At 61.5% G+C, this 22,738-nt stretch carries 20 protein-coding genes; 8 read left to right on the plus strand and 12 right to left on the minus strand.

From position 1 onward, the window contains the following. Position 1 precedes the first annotated feature (1 nt). Both KGA89_RS14760 and KGA89_RS14765 read right to left on the minus strand, forming a co-directional pair. Positions 2–772, minus strand: coding sequence for a fumarylacetoacetate hydrolase family protein (locus tag KGA89_RS14760; RefSeq protein ID WP_223471925.1), 771 nt, complete (start codon positions 770–772; stop codon positions 2–4). Next, positions 769–1,446 (minus strand): fumarylacetoacetate hydrolase family protein, encoded by a 678-nt coding sequence (locus KGA89_RS14765; RefSeq protein WP_223471926.1) that lies wholly within the window; start codon positions 1,444–1,446, stop codon positions 769–771. Before KGA89_RS14765 ends, KGA89_RS14760 begins: the two co-directional genes overlap by 4 nt. Positions 1,447–1,633: 187 nt before the next feature. On the opposite strand from KGA89_RS14765, the gene hpaA reads away from it, so the two are divergent. Both hpaA and hpaR read left to right on the plus strand, forming a co-directional pair. Further along, positions 1,634–2,539: a 4-hydroxyphenylacetate catabolism regulatory protein HpaA gene (gene hpaA, locus KGA89_RS14770; protein ID WP_003201623.1), complete on the plus strand. Its 906-nt coding sequence runs from the start codon at positions 1,634–1,636 to the stop codon at positions 2,537–2,539. A gap of 140 nt (positions 2,540–2,679) precedes the next feature. After that, a complete protein-coding gene (gene hpaR / locus KGA89_RS14775; protein WP_003201625.1) occupies positions 2,680–3,102 on the plus strand; it encodes a homoprotocatechuate degradation operon regulator HpaR in 423 nt (140 codons plus the stop codon). 171 nt (positions 3,103–3,273) lie between these two features. Here the strand turns inward: hpaR and KGA89_RS14780 are convergent, their stop codons facing one another. The 6 genes from KGA89_RS14780 to wecB form a co-directional block, all read right to left on the minus strand. Continuing rightward, complete coding sequence (locus KGA89_RS14780) at positions 3,274–3,531, minus strand: hypothetical protein (RefSeq protein ID WP_003201626.1); 258 nt, start codon at positions 3,529–3,531, stop codon at positions 3,274–3,276. A 200-nt stretch (positions 3,532–3,731) separates the two neighbouring features. After that, positions 3,732–4,511 carry a hypothetical protein gene (locus KGA89_RS14785; RefSeq protein WP_003201628.1) on the minus strand — a complete coding sequence of 260 codons (780 nt, stop codon included), beginning with the start codon at positions 4,509–4,511 and terminating at the stop codon, positions 3,732–3,734. Positions 4,512–4,691: 180 nt separating this feature from the next. Continuing rightward, positions 4,692–6,695 carry a bacteriophage N4 adsorption protein A gene (locus tag KGA89_RS14790; RefSeq protein WP_223471927.1) on the minus strand — a complete coding sequence of 668 codons (2,004 nt, stop codon included), beginning with the start codon at positions 6,693–6,695 and terminating at the stop codon, positions 4,692–4,694. Then, a complete protein-coding gene (locus KGA89_RS14795; RefSeq protein WP_003201631.1) occupies positions 6,692–8,806 on the minus strand; it encodes a glycosyl transferase family protein in 2,115 nt (704 codons plus the stop codon). The genes KGA89_RS14790 and KGA89_RS14795 overlap by 4 nt, the downstream gene beginning before the upstream one ends. A gap of 12 nt (positions 8,807–8,818) precedes the next feature. Then, positions 8,819–11,032 (minus strand): hypothetical protein, encoded by a 2,214-nt coding sequence (locus KGA89_RS14800; RefSeq protein ID WP_223471928.1) that lies wholly within the window; start codon positions 11,030–11,032, stop codon positions 8,819–8,821. A 38-nt stretch (positions 11,033–11,070) separates the two neighbouring features. Then, on the minus strand, positions 11,071–12,297 hold the full coding sequence (gene wecB, locus KGA89_RS14805; protein WP_080560970.1) for a non-hydrolyzing UDP-N-acetylglucosamine 2-epimerase: 1,227 nt from the start codon (positions 12,295–12,297) through the stop codon (positions 11,071–11,073). Between the two features lie 936 nt (positions 12,298–13,233). On the opposite strand from wecB, the gene KGA89_RS14810 reads away from it, so the two are divergent. The 3 genes from KGA89_RS14810 to KGA89_RS14820 are packed head-to-tail and all read left to right on the plus strand — an operon-like array spanning position 13,234 to position 16,146. Then, positions 13,234–13,794, plus strand: coding sequence for a TRAP transporter small permease (locus tag KGA89_RS14810; RefSeq protein WP_223471929.1), 561 nt, complete (start codon positions 13,234–13,236; stop codon positions 13,792–13,794). Beyond that, positions 13,791–15,071 carry a TRAP transporter large permease subunit gene (locus KGA89_RS14815; protein WP_079304100.1) on the plus strand — a complete coding sequence of 427 codons (1,281 nt, stop codon included), beginning with the start codon at positions 13,791–13,793 and terminating at the stop codon, positions 15,069–15,071. The genes KGA89_RS14810 and KGA89_RS14815 overlap by 4 nt, the downstream gene beginning before the upstream one ends. Before the next feature lie 55 nt (positions 15,072–15,126). Further along, a complete protein-coding gene (locus KGA89_RS14820; protein ID WP_027911695.1) occupies positions 15,127–16,146 on the plus strand; it encodes a TRAP transporter substrate-binding protein in 1,020 nt (339 codons plus the stop codon). 150 nt (positions 16,147–16,296) lie between these two features. On the opposite strand, the gene KGA89_RS14825 is transcribed toward KGA89_RS14820, so the two are convergent. Further along, the gene (locus tag KGA89_RS14825) at positions 16,297–17,088 is read right to left on the minus strand and encodes a transporter substrate-binding domain-containing protein (RefSeq protein WP_223471930.1); all 792 of its coding nucleotides are present in this window, start codon (positions 17,086–17,088) and stop codon (positions 16,297–16,299) included. Between the two features lie 92 nt (positions 17,089–17,180). After that, entirely contained in the window at positions 17,181–17,834 is a 654-nt protein-coding gene (locus tag KGA89_RS14830) for a TetR family transcriptional regulator (protein ID WP_003201644.1), read from the minus strand. Positions 17,835–17,975: 141 nt separating this feature from the next. Between KGA89_RS14830 and KGA89_RS14835 the strand changes: the two genes are divergently transcribed. Then, complete coding sequence (locus KGA89_RS14835; RefSeq protein WP_003201646.1) at positions 17,976–19,202, plus strand: arabinose transporter; 1,227 nt, start codon at positions 17,976–17,978, stop codon at positions 19,200–19,202. Between the two features lie 55 nt (positions 19,203–19,257). Then, positions 19,258–20,127, plus strand: a complete 870-nt coding sequence (locus KGA89_RS14840) for an SDR family oxidoreductase (protein WP_223471931.1) — start codon at positions 19,258–19,260, stop codon at positions 20,125–20,127. A 51-nt stretch (positions 20,128–20,178) separates the two neighbouring features. On the opposite strand, the gene KGA89_RS14845 is transcribed toward KGA89_RS14840, so the two are convergent. Beyond that, positions 20,179–20,811, minus strand: coding sequence for a response regulator (locus tag KGA89_RS14845; protein WP_223471932.1), 633 nt, complete (start codon positions 20,809–20,811; stop codon positions 20,179–20,181). A gap of 31 nt (positions 20,812–20,842) precedes the next feature. After that, complete coding sequence (locus KGA89_RS14850; protein ID WP_223471933.1) at positions 20,843–22,204, minus strand: cache domain-containing protein; 1,362 nt, start codon at positions 22,202–22,204, stop codon at positions 20,843–20,845. Between the two features lie 311 nt (positions 22,205–22,515). Here KGA89_RS14850 and KGA89_RS14855 point away from each other — a divergent pair. Further along, the coding region (locus KGA89_RS14855) for a carbon starvation CstA family protein (RefSeq protein WP_305891314.1) at positions 22,516–22,738 on the plus strand (223 nt) is incomplete at its 3' end.

Below are 22,738 nucleotides of genomic sequence, written 5' to 3' on the forward strand. Positions count from 1 at the left end.
CTCAAGCCTCTTTACGGGATGCGAAGAACTCGGCTTCGCTGACAATTCGATTGACCAGACGGCCGACGCCTTCCACTTCCACCACCACTTCATCACCGGGCACAACGTCCGCCAGGCCTTCCGGCGTGCCGGTGGCAATCATGTCGCCGGGTTGCAAGGTCATGAAGCTGGACAGGTATTCGATCAGGTACGGGATATCGAAAATCATGTCCTTGGTGCTGCCTTCCTGGCGCAGTTCGCCATTGATCCAGGTGCGCAGCGTCAGGTTGCTCGGGTCCGGTACATCAGCCACATCGACGATCCATGGGCCGACGGGGGTGGTGGCATCGCGGTTCTTCACTCGCAGGTTGGGGCGGTAGTAGTTTTCCAGGTAATCGCGGATCGCGTAGTCGTTGCACACGGTGTAGCCGGCCAGGTATTGCAACGCATCCTCGCGCTTGACGTTGCGCGCCGCTTTGCCGATGACCGCCACGAGCTCGCACTCGTAGTGCATGTAGGCGACGTTGTCGGGACGCCAGCTCACCTGGTTGTGGCCGGTGTAGGTGCCGGGGGACTTGATGAATGCCAGGGGTTCGGTCGGCGGCTTGAACGCCAACTCGGCGGCGTGATCGGCATAGTTCAGGCCCAGGGCGAACATGCTGCCGGTGGCCGGTGGCAGCCACTGGACCTGGTCCTCGGCCACCAGGCGACCGTCGACCAGGCGTACGGCGTTGTGAGCTTCAACGGTGACGGCTTGATCCTGGCCTTCAAAACGAATGCGTGCGTGTTTCATGAACCTGCTCCTGTTTCCTCGGCCACGATGGTATTGACCAGACGGCCCAGGCCGGCGATGTCCACTTCGACACGGTCACCGGGCAGTACGTCGACCCGGCCTTCAGGCGTACCCGTGATCAGCACGTCGCCGGCATGCAGGGTCATGAATTCGCTGATCTCGGCAATCAGTTGGGGAATGTTGCGAACGAGGTTGGCCGTGCTGTTCTGCTGGCGAACCTCGCCGTTGACGTACAGCGTGATCGCCAGGCTGTGAGGGTCGGCCACCTGAGTGGTAGGCACCAGTTCTGGGCCGATGGCGCAGAAGCCGTCCCGGCACTTGGCCTTGACGGCGGGGCGGTAATAGCTGTCTTCCGGGAGGCTGAATTCATTGACGATGGTGTAGCCGGCCACGTAGTCCAGGGCTTCGGCGGCGCTGACGCGACTGGCCGACCTGCCCATGACCACGCCCAGCGCCGGCCCTGGTTGCAGTGTTTCGCCGAGACCGGGGTGAAACACCTCGGCACCGTGCCAGTTGCGGGTGTTAGGGGTCTTGATGAACAGCACGGGCTTGAGCGGCGGTTTCTGGTAGGGCGGTTGCTCGAACTCGGCGAGGCGCTGTTTCAGCAGCCCCTGGTAGTTCAGCGCGACCCCGAACAGGGTGCCGGTCGCGACGTCATGCAGGGCACGGCTCATGCTTGTCTCCTGGCGATGCAGAGGGGTGAGGGCTCTGCGGTTATTGTTAATGTGTTAACAGTTATAATTAAGATGTTAACTATCGTCAAGCGTGACAGAATGAACGGGCACTGGTTGCCTTGCCGGATTCGGTGCAGGATGGCTGCGGCAGGTGCCTGGACCAGAATAAGAAAACGAGTACTGCGTGATGACTGACCGTCAGCCGATCCCCAACATCAACATTGGTCAGGTGTACGACCAGCGCTATAGCGACGCGGAAGTGCATTACGACCGACTCGCCAACCTGGCGGATTTTTTCGGTCGCAACATGCCGGTTCATCGCCACGACCGGTTCTTCCAGGTGCATTACGTCAAGAGCGGCACCGTGCGCGTGTATCTCGATGACCAGCAGTACGTCGAATCCGGCCCGATGTTCTTCCTCACACCGCCGACCATTCCCCATTCCTTCGTGACCGAGGCCGACAGTGACGGGCATGTGCTGACGGTGCGCCAGCAATTGGTGTGGCAGTTGATCGACGCCGACCCGAGCCTGGCGCCGGCGGGCGTGCAGATGCCGGCAGCCTGCGTAGCGCTGGCGCAACTGGGGCCCGGGCAGGCGGGGGAGGTGCGGCGCCTGGAGTACCTGTTCGAGGAGTTGAGCGAGGAGGTGACGGCCGGGCGCCCGGGGCGCAGCGCAGCACTGGACGCTTTGACGCGGCTGATCATGATCAGCCTGCTACGGTTGTGTTCCAACTCCCTGGAGGCCAGGCCGGCCCGGCATGAAGACCTGAAGATCTTTCACCGTTTCAACGAGTTGATCGAGGCCCACTACCTGCAGCATTGGCCGTTGTCGCGCTACGCCGAAGGCATCGGCGTGACCGAGGCGCGCCTCAATGATGTGTGCCGACGCATCGCCGACCTGCCTTCCAAACGCCTGATCATGGAGCGGCTGATGCAGGAGGCCAAGCGCCTGTTGTTGTTCACCGGCAGCTCGGCCAATGAAATCTGCTACCAGCTCGGGTTCAAGGACCCGGCGTATTTCAGTCGGTTTTTCCAGCGTTACGCCCAGCTCACACCGGGGGAGTATCGCCAGCGGCAATCGGGGTTGCGCTGAATAGTGGCGAGAGGGATTCTGTGGGAGCAAGCTTTGCTCCCACAGAATCCCCTTCCACAGTGACATAGCGCGGCCATGCTTCTTGCAGCAGCCAGGCGGCCCAACTAAGCTGCCGACTCGCCCATCCACACAGTTCGAACATGGCCAACCCCAGACCCTCATTGACCCTGACGCTGTTGCAAGCCCGCGAAGCGGCGATGGCTTTTTTTCGACCGGCGCTGAACCAGCATGACCTCACGGAACAGCAATGGCGGGTGATCCGTATCCTGCATCAGCAAGGGGAGCTGGAAAGCCATCAGCTCGCTCACCAGGCGTGCATCCTCAAGCCGAGCATGACCGGTGTGCTCAGTCGCCTGGAGCGTGACGGCTTGGTGCGGCGGCAGAAGTCCAGCCAGGATCAGCGACGGGTCTTTGTCGGGCTGACCGAGCGCGGCCAGCAGTGCTTCGTGTCCATGAGCGAGGGCATGGAAAGCAACTATCGACGGATCGAAGAACAGTTCGGCGAGGAAAAGATGCAGCAACTGCTCGCGTTGCTCAATGAGCTGAAGAACATCAAGCCCTGAGCCGCCCTGTCAGGCACTGGCAGCGAGGATGCACTGTCGGAGCTGACGAGCGAAGCGAGGCTGCGATCTTTCCATTGCTCATTGAGTCGAAAGCTCAAGATCAAAAGATCGCAGGCTTCGCCAGCTCCTACAGAATCGAGCGAGAGTAAGCGCCATTGCCACAAAAGCGCTTCACACCGCGCTGCGTTCACGCAACTCCTGCAGCCGATCAGCGCCACCTTCAGCCACACGGTTCTCGAGCAAGCGATCGGAGCCGCCTTCGGCCACGCGATTTTCCAGCAAGCGATCAGACCCGCCTTCAGCCAGCTGTTGCGCCTGGTTGTGAATCGATGCACTGGCTGCGGTGGCCGAGGCGACATTGGCCAGGCCGACACCGCCAACCAATGTCAGGGCGATAGCCAGGGACGATACTTTCGAGAAATTGAACATGGTGATTCTCCTTGCGCTTGATTGAGTGGGGCCGTGGCAGCGAATGTGTTGCTGTCCGGTGATCACAGTTAAACGCGCGGATGTATCGACGATGTGTGCCAGGAGAGGGCGAGATGCATTGTTTTGTATCGGTCCGCATTTCAGATACAGACCGATACAAACTCAGTTAGCGGGGGCAAGCGGATGGCTTTAAGTTCTGATCAAGGCAGGGCCAGGGCTTGTTTCAACTGGTCCACCAAGGTTGGTGTCATGTAGTGCGGCCCGTCGAACAGGTAGAGCGGATAGCCTGCATAGGCCGCCAATTGTGGCTTGAGCTCGTCGACCGTGGCGGAGCGGAAACCACCGCCGTATTTGGGGCGAAAGGCTTCGACGATGATCCGCACGCGATCCTTGCCAAGCCGGTCACGCAGGGCATCGGCGTAGCTTCGGGCAACCGGGGCGGTGCGGGCATAGACGCCAACGCCGTCCTGGAAGAACACACCGATGTCGTTCGGCAACCATTGCTTGAGCCAGTCTGCGGTAGCGGCGGGGCCGATGTTGGCGCCGTCGTAGACGCTGATCCACAGCGGGCGCGGCAGCTTGGCCAGCAACGCCGGCAGCTCCGTGGCGCCCGACCAGCTGGGGTCGACCTCAGCCGGAAAGTACCAACCGGTGACATGCAATGGCGTTGGCAACCCGGCAATGCGCTCCGACAGCGCGGCCAGTTGCTCGATGTTTTCTCGTGAGCGGTTCTCGCTGAAATAGCCGGCCAGCCCGAGGATGACATCCTGGGCCCAGGGCGTCCTGGCGATGCGCGCCCAGTCCGGCAGTACCGGTACGCTGGGCAGGCCGGTGCCGGGCACGAAGGCCTGGTCGTCCACCACCGTCCATTGCACGAGCAACTCGTGCACCCCCAGTTTTTCCCAATTGCCGCTGATGCCGACGGTCTGGTTGTCCGGCTGCCAGACGATGCCGACGATGTTCGGTGTCGTGGTGGTCATTATGTAGTACGTCCCTGTACCTGCGCCGAGGAGCGCGGCCAGTAACAGCGCCGCGACGGTCTTGCGATTGACGAACTTTGCGAAGCTATTCAAACAAGTCCCTTCTGGATGCAGTGTAGTCGCGGCTCGGCAAGGCGAGCCGCTTTTCGTACCGACGAACCGAATATCCCACCAGCGTCCTCAATAGGAGTAGGTCAGGCGCGCGAACACGCCTTTGGCGCGATCCTCGCCAAACACCCTGGCCCGGTATTGCAGGGACAGGTCCACATAGGAGCGTGGCGCGTTGTAGGCGTCTTCCCGGAACCAGTAACGTACGTTGTTTCCTATCCCGATCCCCCCGGCGTCGCCGGAAGAAAAGCCGCCGCCGGCTTCGCTCTTCATCTTGGAATCGTAGTCGATCGCCGCGACGACATGGGGGAAGGTCACCCAGCGCGAGCCGGTTCCGCCGATGGCATAGCTGCGGCCCACTTGCCATTCGCTGTTGAAGTAGTCTCGCGAGTCGTTGATGTAGTGGCCGACCTCGGCGTACAGCTGCGAGGTCCACCAGCTCGGCACATCGACCCGCAGATCGGTGCCGATGCTCGAACCGTAGCCCAGTCGCACCAGCCAGTCGCCGTCGACATTGGAAGAGCCCAGCGGGAAGGTCCGTTCAAGGGCCGCCATGATGTTGACCGAACTGAAGGGCTTGACCCGCACGCCGAGAGCGCCTTGCAAGGCATCCGCGCCCGTGTCCGATTCGCTGTTCTTGCTCCACAGGGTGTCAGTGATGCGACCGTAGAGTTCGACAAAGCGGCCATTGCGATAGCCCAGCGGACGCCACGACAGTTCGGTGCTGTTTTGCAGCAGGTCATTGCTTTCGCTGCCGCTGCTGCTGGTGCCCGGGGCGGCGCTCAGGCCACTGGAACTGCTGCCGCGATAGCTGGTGGTGCTGGTCAGGCCGAGTCTGCGTGATACATCGCCCACGGTGCGACGGGTATCGAAAAGCTGTTGCGGGGACAAGGGCGTCTCAGCGGTTTTTTGCCCATCGATGACGCGCTTGAAGTACGCCACGGCTTCGTCGTCTTCATGGACTCGCATGGCGTTGTAGGCAGCGTCCTGGGCGGGTGCCGGTGCCAATCGCGCGGTGGCGTCCGCCTTGCGGAACGCGGCATGGGCTGATTCGTCGTCGCCGGCTCGAACCCAGTTATAAGCTAGCTGCAGATCGCTCACCGGAGCCTGCCCGCCGGTGTTGCCCGGCGAGATGGAGCAGGTCAGACCGTAGGTGCTCTCCTGGCATAGCAGCACAGGTGGTGAGGATTGGGCCTGTGCGAAGCGGATGTCACGAGCTTCCCCGACCGACAGGCCCGCAAGGCTCTGCGCTTGGTGAAGATCGTCCTGGGCCGCCTGCGTCTTGCCCTGGCGGTTACGGGCAAAGCTGCGCAGGATCCACGGCGCGGCTTGGTGATCGTCCAGCGCCAGTGCGGCAGAAGCGGCCTGTTCGGCACTCACGTCAGCCTTCGCCGCGAGCAGGGCACTGATGAGCAGTTGCTGGTTGGCGGCGATCTCTGGTGCCCAGGCCACGGCTTTGCGCGCCTGGTCCACGGCCAGGACTGTGTTGCCTTGCTCCAGGGCGCGATAGCCCTGGGTCGCCAGCGGTACCGCGAGTTGGCGGCGAATGGCTTTGCGGCGCATCAACAACGTGTTGTCGTTGGCAAAGACACCAAGGGCATCGGTGGTGGCTAGGTCGGCTTCTTCCAAGTGTTGCTGGCGCTGCAAGGCGTCGATCAGCAACAGGCGATATTCACGGCGCCGGGGTGCCTGGGTGACGGCCTTGCGGGCCGATTGCGCGGCCAGGTCGAATTGTTCGCGGTCATAGGCCTTGAACCCCTGGGACGCGGCGACGAAACCCGGTGCTGCGCTGGCGGGGCGAGACGCTGCCAGGGGCTGGGGTTGGTCGCGCAGTTTCTTGTCCCGCTCGGCCAACTCGATCAGGGTGTTCAGGCGCGTCACGTCGGCACGCTGGCGCAGGGCTTCGCGTGCCTTGGTAATGGCCAGGTCGTAGTCCTTGCGTTCGTAGGCGCTGTAGGCTTCGTTGGCGGCGGTATAGGCCGGCCCGGACAGTGGCAGCGGCAACGTTTCGGCAAGCGCAAACGCTGGTATCAGGCTCAGCCCCGTGGCCAAAAGGGTCAGGAAGGGGCGGTTCATGCCGGGAGCTCCGTTGGGTAGAGATTGTGCTGACGGGCCACGACCTGTTCGATCGTCGAACGTGGCAGCACGCCGCTGTCGACCAGGTAATCGCCGATGCGGCCGTGGTGTTGCGGCCGGTACTGGAGCATGACGCGACTGAATTCGTCGCGATCGAGCAGGCCCATTTCGATCAGCAGGTCGCCCAACAGCGGCGCCCGGGCATTGGGTACGGCATGACCGTTGCGCGCAGGCAGCTTGCGCAACAGCGCGAGAATTTCGCTTTCCCGGGCAATCAGTTGCACCGGCTCGCTACCCAGCGCGGCGCTGACCTGTTGCAGGCCTTCATCGGGCAAGGGGTTGGCGACGGCGATCTGTTCGCGGCCTTCGCTGTTGGGGCCCAGAGGCACGACCCGCCAGCGCAAGGCAAACTCGGGGCTCAGCGGGGACGTCGAGGCAGCGGCTTTCTCGGCGACATCAAAGACCCGTGGCAGGTCATTCTGGAACGCGATGGCTTCGGCCAGGGTTTCATCGTCCAGCCACCCGTTATTGAGCAGAATTCGCCCCAAAGGCACGTTGCGCGACTGTTGTTCGTGGAGGGCGCTTTGCAGGGCCGTGTCGGTGATAGCCTGCCAGGACAGCAACACGCTGCCCAGGCGGCGCGGCGCGATGGCGACCAGGTCGGTGGAAGGAAAATCGTGCATGGTCTTGTCCCAGACCAGCTTGCGATTCATCACCTTGCCCACCAGGAACATGCGCCAGGCCCGGGAAGCGGCCATGAAGTTGACGAAGTTGCCCACCAGCATGCGCGGCATGGACAGCAAGCCATGCTGCCAGCCGTACAGCACGGCGGTGAAGTAATAACGGTGCAGGATTCGCCAGACCAAGGCGACGCCGTTGGCCAGCAGCAGGTATTTGATCAGGTCATTGCTTTCAAACGGCGTAGGGAAGGTGACGTCCCATAAGCCGCTGTGGCGCAGGACGATCAAGCCCAGCAGTTGCACCAGAATAACGTAGGCAATAATGCTCACGAACGCCGTCACCACGCCCTTGCGGTCGCGAAACAGCAGGTATCGGTTGGCCAGCGAGCCGTTCCAACCCATCTGCTCCCAGCCTTGCAAGCCGATGCCCAGGGTCCAGCGTGCCTTCTGCCGGAAGGCGGTGCGGAACGTGTCCGGGAAGAACTCGCGCACGCACAATGGCATGGTCAGGGTCGATTCGTAGGGTTTGCGAAACCAGGATTTGCGCAGCACCCGGAACTGCACCGGGAAACGTACGAAGATCGCATTCATGCCAACCTTGGCCAAGCGCGCGCCAACGTCATAGTCCTCGGTGAGGCTGTCGGTGTTGAACGGCTGGTTTTCGGTTTCACCGGCCAGCACCCGCAGGGCGCGATGGGAAAAGCAGGTTCCGACGCCGGCCGAGGGTACGGTATCGGTCATGCTTTCACGCACCACCAGGTCCTTGCCGTGCCATTCGGCGAACTCGTCCATGTAGACGCCCGCCACCCATTCGTACCAGTTGCGCTCCAGCGACACCACGGGCAACTGGATCATGTCCTTGCGCGGCAACAGGTAGTTGAACAGACGCAGTTCCAGCGGATGCAGCACGTCCTCGCTGTCGTGCAGGACGACGCCGGCGAAGGTCATGCCATGGGTTTTCTCATGCAGGAAAATCGCCTGGATCACCCAGTTCAAGCAGTCGGCCTTGCAGGTCGGCCCGGCATGGGGCACTTCCACGCGGTGCAGTTGTTTGTAGCGTCTGCGCATCCGCTCGACTTCGTCGATGGTGCGCTGGTCGTTGATGTACGTACCGACGAACACCACGTAGTTCTGGTAGTCGAGTGTCGACACCATGTTCTCGATCATCGGCGCGATGACGTCGTATTCCAGCCAGGCCGGCACCATGATCGCCAGGGGCTGTTCGTCCCGGGCCAACAATTGCTCGACGGTCAGCGGCCGGTAGCGGCGGTCCACGGTGAACTTGCGGTACAGGCGACGAGACCAGTACCACACGTCAACGATCAGATCGTCCAGGCTGGAGATCAGGATCAGCACCGCGACCACGATGGTCGCGATCTCCAGGTAGTTGTAGTAATGGGCCAGCCAATAGGGCCAATAAATCGACGTCATCGAAGGGTACCGTTACTGGCGATTGCGACGGGCGCTACGGCCTGCCAGCAACAAGAGGAGGAACAGGATAATGGCGCCTGGAATCAACCAGAGCAGCGAAGGTTTACGCCAGGCGTCCAGGCCCTTGGGTTCTTCGCTGCCGATCAGCAGGCTACCGCTTGGGTCTTGGGTATCGAAGATCGCCACGGCCCCGTTGTTGCCCAGAATCGCCACGTCGCCACGGGTCAGCACAATCGGCTTGGCCAGGCTTGGCGGCTGGTTGCCCAGGGCCCGGTAGACCAGGCCGTGCTGGCCTGCGGTCTGCACCACTTGCAGCGAGGCCAATTGGTTGAGGGGTTGTACGTCCAGCAACACCTGGTCCTTGTGGTTGATGCGCAGGCGACCTTGCTCGTCGACCTGGACCGATTCCTGGCTGTCCTTGAGCGGCAACTCGAAGGCCAGGAAGGCTTTGTCCGGGCTGACGACGGCTTTCGGATCAGCGCTGACCTTGAGCTGCGCGCGCAGCGGCGATACGCCGCTGGTATCGGCCACCGAAATGACCCGCGTCAGGCTGCTGGCCGGTTGGTCGAGGTAGGCCTGGGGAACCAGGATCTGGGTGTCCACGGCGAAGCGTGCGGCCATGCCGGAGAAGTCGTCGTCCAGCGAGGTTTTTTCCAGGACGATGTGGCTGGTCGGCAGGACCGATACCGGGAAGGCTTGCGGCGTTTCCAGGCAGCGGTCGCTGACCGGCTGGCGCTGGAACGACACGCGCAAGGTGTTCTTCGAGCCCAGGGCGTAGCGTGGGATGTGGGCCTGGATGCGCTGTGGCTCACCATCGGTAGTCAGTTGCTGCGCGCCGATCAGGAAATCATTGAAAAACAGCGAGGCCACCGGTGCTGTAGCGGAAGCCCCCGGGGCTGCGGAGACGTTCACCACGGCCGTGACCGGCAGGCGACCGTCGTAAGCCACGCTGCCCAGAGGGAACGAAGTGCTCCAGTCGAATCGCGAGGCCACGTCGAAGTTGCCAGGGGCGCCGCCCAGTCGCGACAGGGCTACACGGCCATCGTCGCTCAACGGTGTTTGCGCTTCGCTCACGGTCAATTGGCGACTTTTCGCCAGTTTGCTCCACGCCGAACCGAGCAGCGACAAGGCTTTGCCGGTGGATTGCGGGGCGATCATCAGGACCGGGCGAGTGCCGAGCAGCGCCAGGCTTACGTTGTCGGTGCCGGCGCTCGCCAGCGCTGCGTTGACGTGCTGTTCGCGCCATTGGGTCAGCGCGCTGGCTGCCGTTGTGTCGAGGCCCTGGACCTGGTTTTGCAAGGCGTCCAGGGACTGGTTGATGGCCTTGAGCAGTTCCGGGTCGTTGATCGCCAGGTCTGCCTGTACGTTCGAGGTCTGGCCCAACACCAGCAGTGCGCCGATCTCGGCCGGGTTGGCCAAGGTGTGCGGGCCTTTGCCGTTGAGGCTGGCGAAGGCTGGAATGCTCAATAACTCGGCAGGAATGCGCAGGCTGCTCAGGTCCACGCTGTCCTGCACGACAGGGAAGGGCAGGATGCGGCTGTGTTTGCCGATGCGCTCCAGTGCCACGCCCAGGCGCCAGGCCGAATCGTAGCTGGCAGCGGACAACGAACCGGGGGCGACGAGGATGCCGGGTTCACCGGGCAGGGCCGTCCAAGCCGTACCAACGTCGCGTAACTGACTGGCGTCGTAGCTGTAGTTCAGGCGTGTCTCGGGTTGGATGCGCAGCACGTTGCCGATGACCCGATCGTCTTCGCACAACGGTCGAGACACCACCGAGGACCAGGCAACGCCCAGGCGCACCAGGCCGTTGTCACGCGCGGCCTTGTCGACGCCGAGTGTGGCGCTGGCATCGCCTTGTGCCTCGCTGAGCCCTTCGGCGCGCACCGGGTAACCATCGAGGGACAGCAGCAGGGTGTTGCGACCGCCTTCGCCATTGAGGTAGCTGGCATCCAGTTGCAAGGTTGCGTCATCGAGGGCAACGCCGGCGGGCACTGGCAGGTAGAGTTCGCGGCGGGCGTCGCTGGCGCTCAAGAGGATCGGCGCAGTGATACCCAGGTCGCTCAAGCGCACTTCACGTGTCTGGCGGGTATCGGCGTTGAGTCGATGAATAGCCTGGGTCAGCGGGCTGTCCGCAGCCAGGGCAAAGGTCGGCATGAGCGCGAGCAGGCTCAAGCCGCAGGCAAGGGCGCTGAGCGCACCCGTAGGGATGGCAACGGAAGGCTTCATTCAGGCAAGTCTCGATCTGATAAGAGGAATAACGGTGGTCAGTTGAAATCGGCGAGCAACTCACGCGGCTCGGACAGTGATGGAGCGACCGGCTGCTGTGCAGGCGGTTGGGCCACGACGAAGTCGTCGACCGGGCGCCCCATCAGGGTATCGACGATGCGTTGGCTGGCATTGCCGTCGCCATAGGGGTTGGCGGCTTGTGAGGCGCGGCGCCACAACGCGTCATCGTCGAACAATGCGTCCACGCCAGCGATGATCGATGCCGGCGAGGTGCCGACCAGGCGCACCGTGCCCGCCGCTACTGCTTCAGGGCGTTCAGTGACATCGCGCATCACCAGCACCGGTTTGCCCAGCGACGGCGCTTCTTCCTGCACGCCACCGGAGTCGGTGAGGATGACATGGGCGTGTTGCATCAAGCGTACGAAGGCCAGGTAGTCCAGCGGCTTGATCAAATGCACATTGAGCAGATCGCCCAGCTGTTCGGTCACCGGGCCTAGTACGTTGGGGTTGAGGTGCACCGGGTAGACGATCTGGATATCCGGTCGCTGGGCCAGGTGACGCAAGGCCTTGCAGATGTCCAGGAAGCCCTCGCCGAAGTTTTCTCGGCGGTGGCCGGTCACCAGCAGCAGCTTGCGTCCGGTTTGCAGGTATGGGAACTGTTGATCCAGTTCGTCACGCAACCGGGCATCGTCATTGATGCGTCGGGCCGTCAGTTGCAGCGCGTCGATCACGGTGTTGCCGGTCACCAGGCAACGGCCTTGCAGACGTTCGCCCAGCAAGTTGTCACGCGATTGTTCGGTAGGTGCGAACAGCAGGTCGGCGCTGAGGTCGATGCAGCGGCGGTTCATTTCTTCCGGCCAAGGGCTGTAGATGTCGCCGGTGCGCAGGCCGGCTTCCACATGGCCGACAGGGATGCGTCGATGGAAAGCGGCCATCGACGCGACCATGGCCGAAGTGGTATCGCCGTGGACCAACACCCGATCCGGCCGGGTCTGTTCCAGCACCGGGTCGATGGCTGCGTACAGCGCGGCAGTCAGGGAGTTGAGCGTCTGGTGCGGCGTCATCACGTCGAGGGTGAAATCGGCCTTGAGGTCGAACAGATCCAGGACCTGCTTGAGCATGCTCTGATGCTGGCCGGTGACACAGATCAGTGACTCAATGCCCGGTTCGGCGGCGAGGGCCTTGACCAAGGGGGCCATCTTGATGGCTTCCGGACGGGTACCGAAGATCGAAAGGATCTTGATTCGTGGATGATTAGTTGCGATGACGCCCTTCCTCGCGCAGTTTGCTGCGCCGCACAGCAGCTCGCCCGGACGCGATGAGGCATTCGAGAAAGCAAGCGATTTAAGTTGAGTAGTGACCCGTTGTCAGACAGCGGTTTGACGTACACAGGAAGTGACGCAGTGGCATCTTGAAGTTCGGGGCGGCAGATTATTAGCATCAAAAATCATGAGCGCAAAGATTTATATGCGGAAGTTTATTAATAATTTTCCTGAGGGTTGTTTAGTGGTCGGGTAGAGGTGTCTTAAAGATGCGCTATAACTTCTGTTACTTGTTGATGTCAAAAGATTTTTTATTATTTAGATGCCGATTTAATGGCCTGTTCAGAATTGGGACGGTGGTGCCGATGTTTTTTTGGCGCCTAATTTCTCGCTTGGCCGGTGCGGGGGTGTCATTGGAATGGCGCCTGTAAGTCGTCTGAAATAACGGTTTTTACTTGGTTAGTTGGAGTTGAAGTTGGCTATCTGTAAAAAAAGTTCAATTTAATTTTAGCTTTTATACTAATAAGCCAAAAGAATGGTTCCACTCGCAATGGCCCACTAGGCGGAGTCGTTACTTGTAATCGGTAAGTTGCGTAGAACGGTCCCACTCACATCCAAGAGGCGTAAGTCGTCCTCTCATGGCGACCGATAATCGCACGCTTTGTGTTGTACGCCTGTCGGGGTTATTGACCAAACTAACCGGGTGGTACATTTTATCGGCAACCCGTCTTGCCCTACGAGGCCAAGACCATAATAAAAATAGAGGAATACTCCATGCCTACTCGTCTGCGAGCGCCACACGCCTTTCCCTTGATCCGTTGTTCCAATCCGGAAGCACCTTCCAGCCTCTCAGGTTCGATCCGCTAGCGGCCCACGCTGTTTGCGGTCTTATCGCGCCAATGGGATGTCGGCGCTCGACAAGCCTCGGAGTTCTTCAAGATGACAAAAATCGTCGATCTGTATTTCAAGCTGCTCAAGCTACTGATTGTGTTGTGCATGGTCGCGATGATCGTGCTGGTGTTCGGCAATGTGGTGCTGCGTTATGCCTTCAACTCTGGCATCAGTGTGTCGGAGGAGCTGTCGCGCTGGTTCTTCGTCTGGATGATATTTCTCGGTGCCCTGGTGGCGCTCAAGGACCGTGCTCACCTGGGCATGGACAGCCTGGTCAAGCGCTTGCCGCCGGCCGGCAAGCGTATATGCCTGGTCATCAGTCATCTTTTGATGTTGTACATCTGCTGGCTGATTTTCAGTGGCAGTTGGCAACAGGCCGCGATCAACCTGAATGTAGTTGCCCCGGCGTCAGGATTGTCCATGGCGCTGTTTTATGGGGCCGGCCTGGTGTTTGGCGCCAGTGCCGCAGCGATCCTGCTCTACGAGCTCTACCTGGCGCTGTTCGGCAAGCTGGGGGATGACGAGTTGGTGATGGTCAAGGACAACGACGCCGAGGTGATCACCCCTAACTCCATCACCCCTGACCCCATCAAGAGTACCCGCCCATGACACTGGTTATTTTCCTCGGGTCCTTGATTGGCAGCATGGCACTGGGCATGCCCATCGCGTTTGCCTTGCTGGTGGTCAGTGTGGCGTTGATGTTCTACCTGGATCTGTTCGACGCGCAAATCATTGCCCAGAACCTGCTCAACGGGGCGGACAGCTTCCCACTGATGGCCGTGCCGTTCTTCATGCTGGCCGGCGAGATCATGAATGTCGGTGGCTTGTCCAAACGCATCGTCAACATTGCCATGGCGCTGGTGGGGCACAAGCGCGGTGGTCTCGGTTACGTGGCGATCATCGCGTCCTGCCTGCTGGCGTCGCTCTCCGGTTCGGCCGTGGCCGATGCGGCGGCACTGGCGGCCTTGTTGGTACCGATGATGGTGCTGGCCGGGCATAACCGGGCACGCTCGGCGGGTTTGATTGCCGCCGGTGGAATTATCGCGCCGATCATTCCGCCGAGCATTGGCTTCATTGTCTTTGGCGTGGCGTCCGGGGTGTCGATTTCCAAGTTGTTCCTGGCCGGCATCGTGCCGGGGATCATGCTCGGAGCGGCGCTCGCCATTGCCTGGTGGTTCGTTTCCCGCAGCGAGAATGTCGAGACGCCACCCAAGCAATCCCGTGCCGAGGTCCTGCGGGCATTGGTTGAGGGCAGCTGGGCCATGGGCTTGCCGATCATCATTATTTTCGGCCTCAAGTTCGGCATTTTCACCCCGACGGAAGCGGCAGTGGTGGCGGCGGTCTATTCGCTATTCGTGTCCCTGGTGATCTACCGGGAAATGAAAGTCAGCCAGTTGTACGAGGTGATCCTGTCCTCGGCCAAGACCACCTCGGTGGTGATGCTGCTGGTCGCCGCCGCCATGGTTTCTTCCTGGCTGGTGACCATTGCCGACTTGCCAGGCCAATTGGCGGCGGTGCTCGAGCCGTTCATGGATAGCCCGACCCTGCTGTTGGTAGTGATCATGCTGATGATCATCCTGGTCGGTACGGTCATGGACATGACGCCGAGCATCCTCATCCTCACACCGGTGCTGATGCCGGCGATCACCCAGGCGGGCATCGACCCGGTTTACTTCGGCGTGTTGTTCCTGATCAACACCGCCATCGGCCTGATTACCCCGCCCGTGGGCACTGTGCTCAACGTGGTGAGCGGGGTTTCCAAGCTCAATATCGAAGAAATCGTTCGTGGCGTGTGGCCGTTCCTGCTAGCGCAACTGGCGGTGCTGTTCCTGCTGGTCCTGTTCCCGCAACTGGTCCTGGGACCCCTGAAATTCTTCACCGGTTAATGCCGGTGCAAGCCGTAGTAGCTCGACTTAAAAACAATAATGATCGGAGAGTGACATGGGACAACTGATGAAAACCCTGTTGGCCGGGGCGTGCGCAACGGGACTGCTGCTGGGTAGCGTGGTCAGCCACGCCGATGAAATCCGCGAACGTACCCTGCGATTCGCGTTCCAGAACGTCAAGGAGCATCCACAAGGGCAGGGCGCGCAGAAGTTCGCCGACCTGCTCAGCGAAAAGAGCGGTGGCAAGATCAAGGTCCGCCTGTTCCCCGGCGGTACGCTAGGCGGCGACGTGCAAACGGTGTCGGCGTTGCAGGGCGGCACGCTGGACATCACCGTGCTCAACTCCGGCATCCTGGCCGCCCAGGCACCGGATTATGCCATGCTCGATTTCCCGTTCCTGTTCAACAACGTCGAGGAAGCCCATGCGGTGATCGATGGGCCGGTCGGGCAGAAACTGGCGGCGCAACTGGATAGCAAGGGGCTGGTAGGGCTGGGTTATTGGGACCTGGGTTTCCGTAACCTGACCAACAGCAAGCACCCGGTGACCAAGCTTGAGGACATGCAGGGCTTGAAGATTCGCGTCATCCAGTCGCCGATCTACCTGGAGACCTTCTCCGCCCTGGGCGCCAACCCGGTGCCGATGGCGTTCCCCGAGGTCTACACGGGTCTTGAGCAACACACCATCGACGGTCAGGAAAACCCGTTCACCGTGATCGAGGGCAACAAGTTCTACGAGGTGCAGAAGTATCTCTCCGTCACGGGCCACATCTTCAACCCGCAGTCGTTGATCATCAGCCAGAAAACCTGGAACCGCCTTAACGACGACGAAAAGGCAATGATTCGCGCGGCCGCGGCCGAAGCGCAAACATTCCAGCGTGAAGTCACGGCGGCGGGCATGGACAAGGCCAAGGTGACGTTGGCCGGCGCGATGACCGTGAATGAGATCACCCCAGCCGAGAAAGATCGCTTTCGTGAGCGCGTGCAACCGGTGATCGACAAGTTCGCCAAATCCCTGGATGGCGAGCTGGTGAAGATGATGTACGAGGAGATCGCCAAGGTGCGGGCGGCGCAGTGACGTAAAGCGGTCAGTCCTGAACAGGCCCAACCCTGTGTGGGAGCGAGCTTGCTCGCGATAGCGGTGCGTCAGCCAACATCAATGCGGCAGACGTGGCGCCATCGCGAGCAAGCTCGCTCCCACATGTTTTTTTGTTTTGTCAGCGAACGGTTATTGGGCGGCCGGGACGGCCAACCACTGCCCAATCACTTTCTGGTAGCTGCCATTGGCCTTGCTCAGGTGCAGCCACTGATCGACGTACATCTTCCAGGTGGCGTCATCCCGAGGCAGCAGGTAGGCCTTCTCGCCATATTGCAGGTAGCGGGTCGGGTTGACCGCGCACAGGCCGGGCTTGAGTTTTTGCTGGTAGAGCGCTTCTGACGCGTCGGTAATCATCACGTCGGCTTTCTTGTCCAGCAGTTGCTGGAAGATGGTCACGTTGTCGTGGAAACTGAGCTGGCCGTTGGGCAGGAACGCCCGGACGAAGGCTTCGTTGGTGCCGCCGGCCGGCTCCACAAGGCGTACCGAAGGCTGGTTCATCTGTTCGAGGGTCTGGTAGCGCTCCTTGTCTTCGCAACGCACCAGCGGGATCTTGCCATCCACGTCCAGGGTGTCACTGAAATAAGCTTTCTTCTGGCGTTCCAGCGTCACCGAAATCCCACCCATGCCGATGTCGCATTGACCGGCAACCATATCCGGCATCAGGGTTTTCCAGGTGGTCTGCACCCATTGCACCTTGACGCCCAGGCTGGCGGCCAGCGAGCGCGCCATATCGATGTCGATGCCTTCGTATTCGCCCGCCTCGGTTTTAAAGGTATAGGGCTTGTAGTCGCCAGTGGTGCACACCTTCAGTTCGCCGCGTTGCAGGACCTGGTCCAGCAGCGAAGGTGCCGGCTCGGCCAGGGCGCTGCCGGAGAGCACCAACAGGCCACAGAGCGTCATCGAGCTTGTTATGTTTTTCATAGTGATTGGACGTCTCGCAACGGAAGGGAACAAGACCGGGGAGTGTAGTGAAAGCGCCTGCTCGCTGTCACTGCGGTGTTGATCGTGAACAGTCAGCTGAGCGTCGTCTCGGGGGGCTGTCGCTGCAGGCTTTCCAGGTAGGCGCAGAACATATCGGCCATGGCATCGCTATAGACGGCAACTTCCACAGGAGAGCGAGGCGCGGATGAAAATCGCTTGCCCACGGTACTGAGCGTCGTGATCACCAGGTCACCTGCCAGGGCGCGGGCCTGTGCCGGGACGGCAGGCAGTGCTTGCAGCATGAAGGCGTCCACCGACTGTTGCACCGACATCCGCGCGGCCTGGTGTTCGGGGGCGTCGCGGTAGAGCGGTGCGGCGTCGTTGAGCGCGACGCGTATCTGGGCCTCGTCGCATTCGGACTGGATGAACGCCCGCACGAGGCTGCGCAGCCGCTCGAAGGGCGGCTGGCGGCTGTCTTCAAGGATCTCGCGCAGCATATCGCTGGTTTGTCGCCATTCATCACTTTGCAGGCGGAACAGGATCGCCGCTTTGTTCGGGAAGTACTGATACACCGAGCCGACGCTCACGCCAGCTCGCTCGGCAACTCGGGCCACCGTGAAACGTGCCGCGCCCTGGGTCGCCAGAACCTGAACAGCCGCCTCCAGAACGGCGGCGACGAGCTCGGTGGAGCGTGCCTGTTGCGGCTGTTTGCGTGAGGAAATCTGCGGGCTTGAGCGTTCGGACATACGGGCATGAGCCTCGGAAGGGAATGCGAATAGGAAATGCGACGGATTGTTCGTATCTTGAATGCGACGAATTGATCGCATTCTAGTCGGCTCCACAGACAACGTTCAACGTCACATCGCATCCTTTCTGTGAGTAGGGTTATGACTCAAAAAAACGTTCATCAGGGCGCCTCCTTGGCGCCTCAGGCAAGCGCTGACGTCAAGCCGGTGCTCAAGCTGTTGCCACTCACGCTGACGGTATTCATCGGTTTTCTGACCCTGGGCATGCAATTGCCGGTCTTGCCCCTGCACCTGCATGACACGCTAGGCATGGGTACGCTGGTCATCGGCCTGGTGGTCGGCGCACAATTTGCCGCGGCGCTGTTGTCACGCGCCTGGGCCGGCAACTTCGCTGACATGCGCGGAGGCAAGCGCGCCGTCATGGTCGGCCTGGTGACGGCGGCGGTTTCCGGGTTGGTTTATCTGCTGTCCTTGGCGTTCGTTGCTACGCCTGTCACGTCGGTCTGGCTCTTGCTGGGCGGTCGTGTCCTGTTGGCCCTGGGTGAAAGCCTGATCGTCACCGGCGCGTTGGGTTGGGGCATCGGCCTGGTCGGCGCGCAGCATGCCGGCAAGGTCATGGCCTGGAATGGTATTGCCATGTACGGCGCCTATGCCCTGGGCGCTCCGCTCGGCGTGGCGCTGAATAGCGGCTGGGGGTTCACCGGCATTGCCGTCGCGACGATTTTCATCCCGCTGCTGGCGCTGGCGATTGTCGCGGGTGTCCGGGCTGTCGCCCCTACGGCGACCCGGCGGGCACCGTTCTACAAGGTGTTGGGCGCGGTGTGGGTGCCGGGCATGGGGTTGGCGTTTTGCAGCGTTGGCTTCGGTGTCATCACGGCTTTTATCGCGCTGTTGTTTGCGGCCAGGGATTGGGGCAATGCCTCTCTGGCGTTCACCGCGTTCGGGCTGGCGTTCATCGGTGCGCGCCTGCTCTTTGGCCACCTTCCAGACAAGATCGGCGGCGCGCGTGTCGCCCTGGTCTGTGTGGTGATCGAAGCCGTCGGGCAATTGCTGATCTGGGGCGCCGACACTGCGCTGGTGGCCTATCTGGGCGCAGCGCTCACCGGCTTCGGCTATTCCCTGGCCTTCCCGGGCTTTGGGGTGGAGGCGGTGAAGCGCGCGCCAGCGCAGAACCGCAGTCTCGCCATGGGGGCCTATGTCGCGTTCCTGGACATTTCCCTGGGGCTGAGCAGCCCGTTGGCTGGGGCGTTGGCGGGCACGTGGGGGATCGGCGCGGTTTACCTGGGCGGGGCCGTTACGGTGATGCTGGCCTTTGTCGTGGCGCTGGCATTGGTGATGCCAGGGATGCAAGGCCGGCAGCCGGCTTGAGCTGCGCCAGAAGTGAGTCTGTGTTCCTCGATGGTTCTAATCAGGAGTTTGAAACATGCATGTATTCGTTACCGGTGCCACGGGCTGGGTTGGGTCTGCCGTGGTCCAGGAATTGATCGGTGCCGGCTATCAGGTCACCGGCCTGGCCCGTTCCGATGACAAGGTTGCCGCACTGGCCGCGACCGGCGCGAAGGTGGTCCGCGGGACATTGAATGACCTCGACGTCCTGCACCGGGCGGCTTCGGCGGCGGATGCGGTGATTCACACCGCGTTCAATCATGACTTCTCGCGGTTTGCCGAGAACGCTGAGTTGGACCGCCATGTAATCGAAGTATTGGGCAGCGCGCTGCAGGGGTCTGAGCGACCTTTGCTGGTGACGTCCGGCCTGTTGGGCTTGACTCGGGGCGCGAGCGAGCTGGAGGTGCCCAGCCCGGCTTCGCCGCGTAAATCCGAAACGGCGGCCCGGGCGCTGGTCGAGCGTGGTGTGCGCTGCGCGACCGTGCGCCTGGCACCCTCGGTCCATGGCCTCGGCGACCACGGATTCGTTCCGATCCTGGTTCGCCTGGCCCGGGAGACGGGCGTTTCGGCCTATCTCGGGGACGGCGTCCACTGCTGGTCGGGCGTGCATCGGCTGGACGCCGCACGGGTCTATCGGCTGGCGCTGGAGCAGGGCGTGACGCAGTCCGTCTACCACGCCGTCGCCGACGAGGCTGTGCCGTTCAAGGACATTGCCCAGGCGATCGGTCGTGGCCTGGGGTTGCCGGTGGAATCCCGGGAGCGTGAGCATTTCGGCTGGTTCGCCCACATGGCGGGCGCGAACATGGCAGTGTCCAGCGAATACACCCGCGCCTTGCTGGGCTGGACGCCAAGCGGCCCGAGTCTGTTGGATGATCTTGAGTTGCCTGGCTATTATCACGTCGATTGAAATGAATAACCCTGTGGCGATGGAGCAAGCTCCCTCGCCACAATGGTTTCTCTAGCGCGAAATGATCCCGTGGTCGATCGCGTATTTCACCAGGGCCGCGGGCTTGTCGATGTTCAGCTTGCGGCGGATGCTCAGGCGATGGGTTTCGACGGTGCGTACGCTGATGTCCAGCTCGCGGGCCATTTCCTTGTTGTTCAGGCCCTGGACCATTTTCGCCAGCACCTGGCTCTCGCGCGGCGTCAGCTCGCTGTCGGTGTTCGGGTCGGTGGCGAGCCGCTGGGCGATCTCGGCACTGTAGAACGTGCCGCCGCTGATGATGGCTTCGATGGCCGCGATGATTTCCCGCGACGGCGCGTTCTTGAGCACGTAGCCGCTGGCGCCGGAACGCACGGATTCGCTCACGTACTCGTAATTGTCATACATGCTGAGGATAAGGATCTTGAGGCTGGGGTATTGCTTGCCCAGCAGTCGGGTCAACTCGAGCCCGTTCATGTCCTTGAGGCTGATGTCCATCAGCAGCAGGTCCGGTTGGCTGCGACCGACCATTTCGATCGCCTGCGCACCATTCTCGGCTTCGCCCACCACGTCCAGTCGGGGCATGACGGACAGCAGGGCCTTGATGCCGTCGCGGACCAGGGAGTGATCGTCGACCAGCGCGACGCGAATCACCGGAGGCAGGTTCATCGGCAGGTGCTCTTGTTGGAAGGGGCGCGCATCAGTTTTCCGTTACCGAGAGGTTCATGGGCAGCAGGATATCCAGTTCGCTTCGTCCCGGTGCCGAGGTCACTTCCAGGCATCCGCCGAAATGCTCGACCCGTTCGCGGATATTGCGCAGGCCGATGCCGGCGTGGCCGCGCTCTACTTGCGGGACATTGAAGCCCATCCCGTCATCCACCACCGTCAGGCGCAAGGACTGGCTGGAGCCGAACAGGGTGATGCCGACACTTTTCGCCCCGGCATGGCGCTCGATATTGGTCAGGGCTTCCTGGGCAATGCGGAACAGCGAGACAGGGGCGCCATTTTCCAGGCGGCAATCGAATTCGTTGCTTCGGTAGGACACTTCAAGCCCGCTGCGCTGTTGGAACTCGGTCGCGAGTTGGCCAATGGCGGCGGGCAGGCCCAGGGTATCGAGCAGGGACGAGCGCAAGTCATGGGAGATGCTACGGATTTCGCCGATGGCTTCGCCTAGCCGATCGGTCGCGTTCTTGAGGATGCCCAGGCCATTCTCCTGGCCGTTCTCCAACACATGGCTGGCCAGTTCGAACTGGAACTTTATCGACACCAGCAGTTGGCTGATGCCGTCGTGCAGCTCGCGAGAAACCCGCGAGCGTTCCTCTTCCTGCAAGCTGACGATGCGCTGATTCAGCCGCTGCAGCTTTTTGTCGGCCAGGCGATGTTCGCTGACGTTGAGGGTCATGCCGCCGGCAAATACCAGCAGGACCGCCACCAAGGCGATCGCGGCGATGGCTTGCATGGTGCTGTGGATGCCGTGGGCAACTTCGTCGCGGGCTTGCTGGGTGGCGCGTTCGACGTCCTCCAGGTAAATCCCGGTGCCGAGCATCCAGCCCCATTGATCGAGCATCACGACATAGGCCAGCTTGTCGGTCACCTGGCCGGAGGAGGGTTTGTTCCAGGCATAACGCTGGAACCCTTCGCCTGACTCGGCACTCTTGAGCAATGCCTGGATGACCGGCAGGCCGTGGGGGTCCTTCATGTCCCAGAGGTATTGCCCCACCAGTTCCGACTGGCGGGCATGCATGAGGCTGCGGCCCTGGCGGTCGTACACGAAAAAGTAACCGTTGATGCCGAAGCTGAGCTTGCGCAGTTCTTCCAGGACCTGCTGCTGTGCGCGCTCGTCTCCCCGACCGTTGTCATACAGCGGGGCGATCAGGCTCTGCGCCATCTCGACATAGTTCTTCAGCTCCGCGCGCTTGCTCGCCAGGATGCTGTCTTCGATCAGTTGCGCCTGTTGATCGCCCAACTGGCGATTGAGCGAGATCACCAGGGCGCAGATGACCGCGATGGCCAGGACCAGCGGCAAAATCCCGAGGGCGACGATTTTGTGTTTGAGCAGCATCTGTACTCCTGTCCGGACTCGGCGGGGAGGCGAATGGCGGCATCATATGCCAAACCCATGGATGAGGCATAAAACCTGTGGCGCAAGACATGTGGGAGCAAAGCTTGCTCGCGATGCAGGCGCCGCGGTTTATGAAAGACCGTATTGACTCTATCGCGGGCAAGCCTTGCTCCCACAGAAGTTGGGGTTCTACGTAGTACTACGGATTTATTTATTGACCCATTGCAGGGATATTGGGCCGGCTCCGAATAGCCGGGGCACACTATAAAAACAATCGCCGCAATCCACTGGATATCGGCAGGAGACACGCAATGACAACCCGTCTGGTTAAACACCTCGCCTGGTTTGCCGTGGCTGTTCTGGGAGCCTGTGCGTTGAGTGTCGTGGCCTTGCGCCGCGGCGAACCCATCAACGCCCTCTGGATCGTCGTCGCAGCCGTGGCCATCTATCTGGTCGCCTACCGCTACTACAGCCTCTTCATCGCCAACAACGTGATGCAACTCGATGCGCGCCGGGCTACTCCCGCCGTGCTCA

Origin of the sequence: Pseudomonas sp. A-RE-22 (assembly GCF_019956035.1) — a bacterium.
GTDB lineage: Bacteria > Pseudomonadota > Gammaproteobacteria > Pseudomonadales > Pseudomonadaceae > Aquipseudomonas > Aquipseudomonas brassicacearum.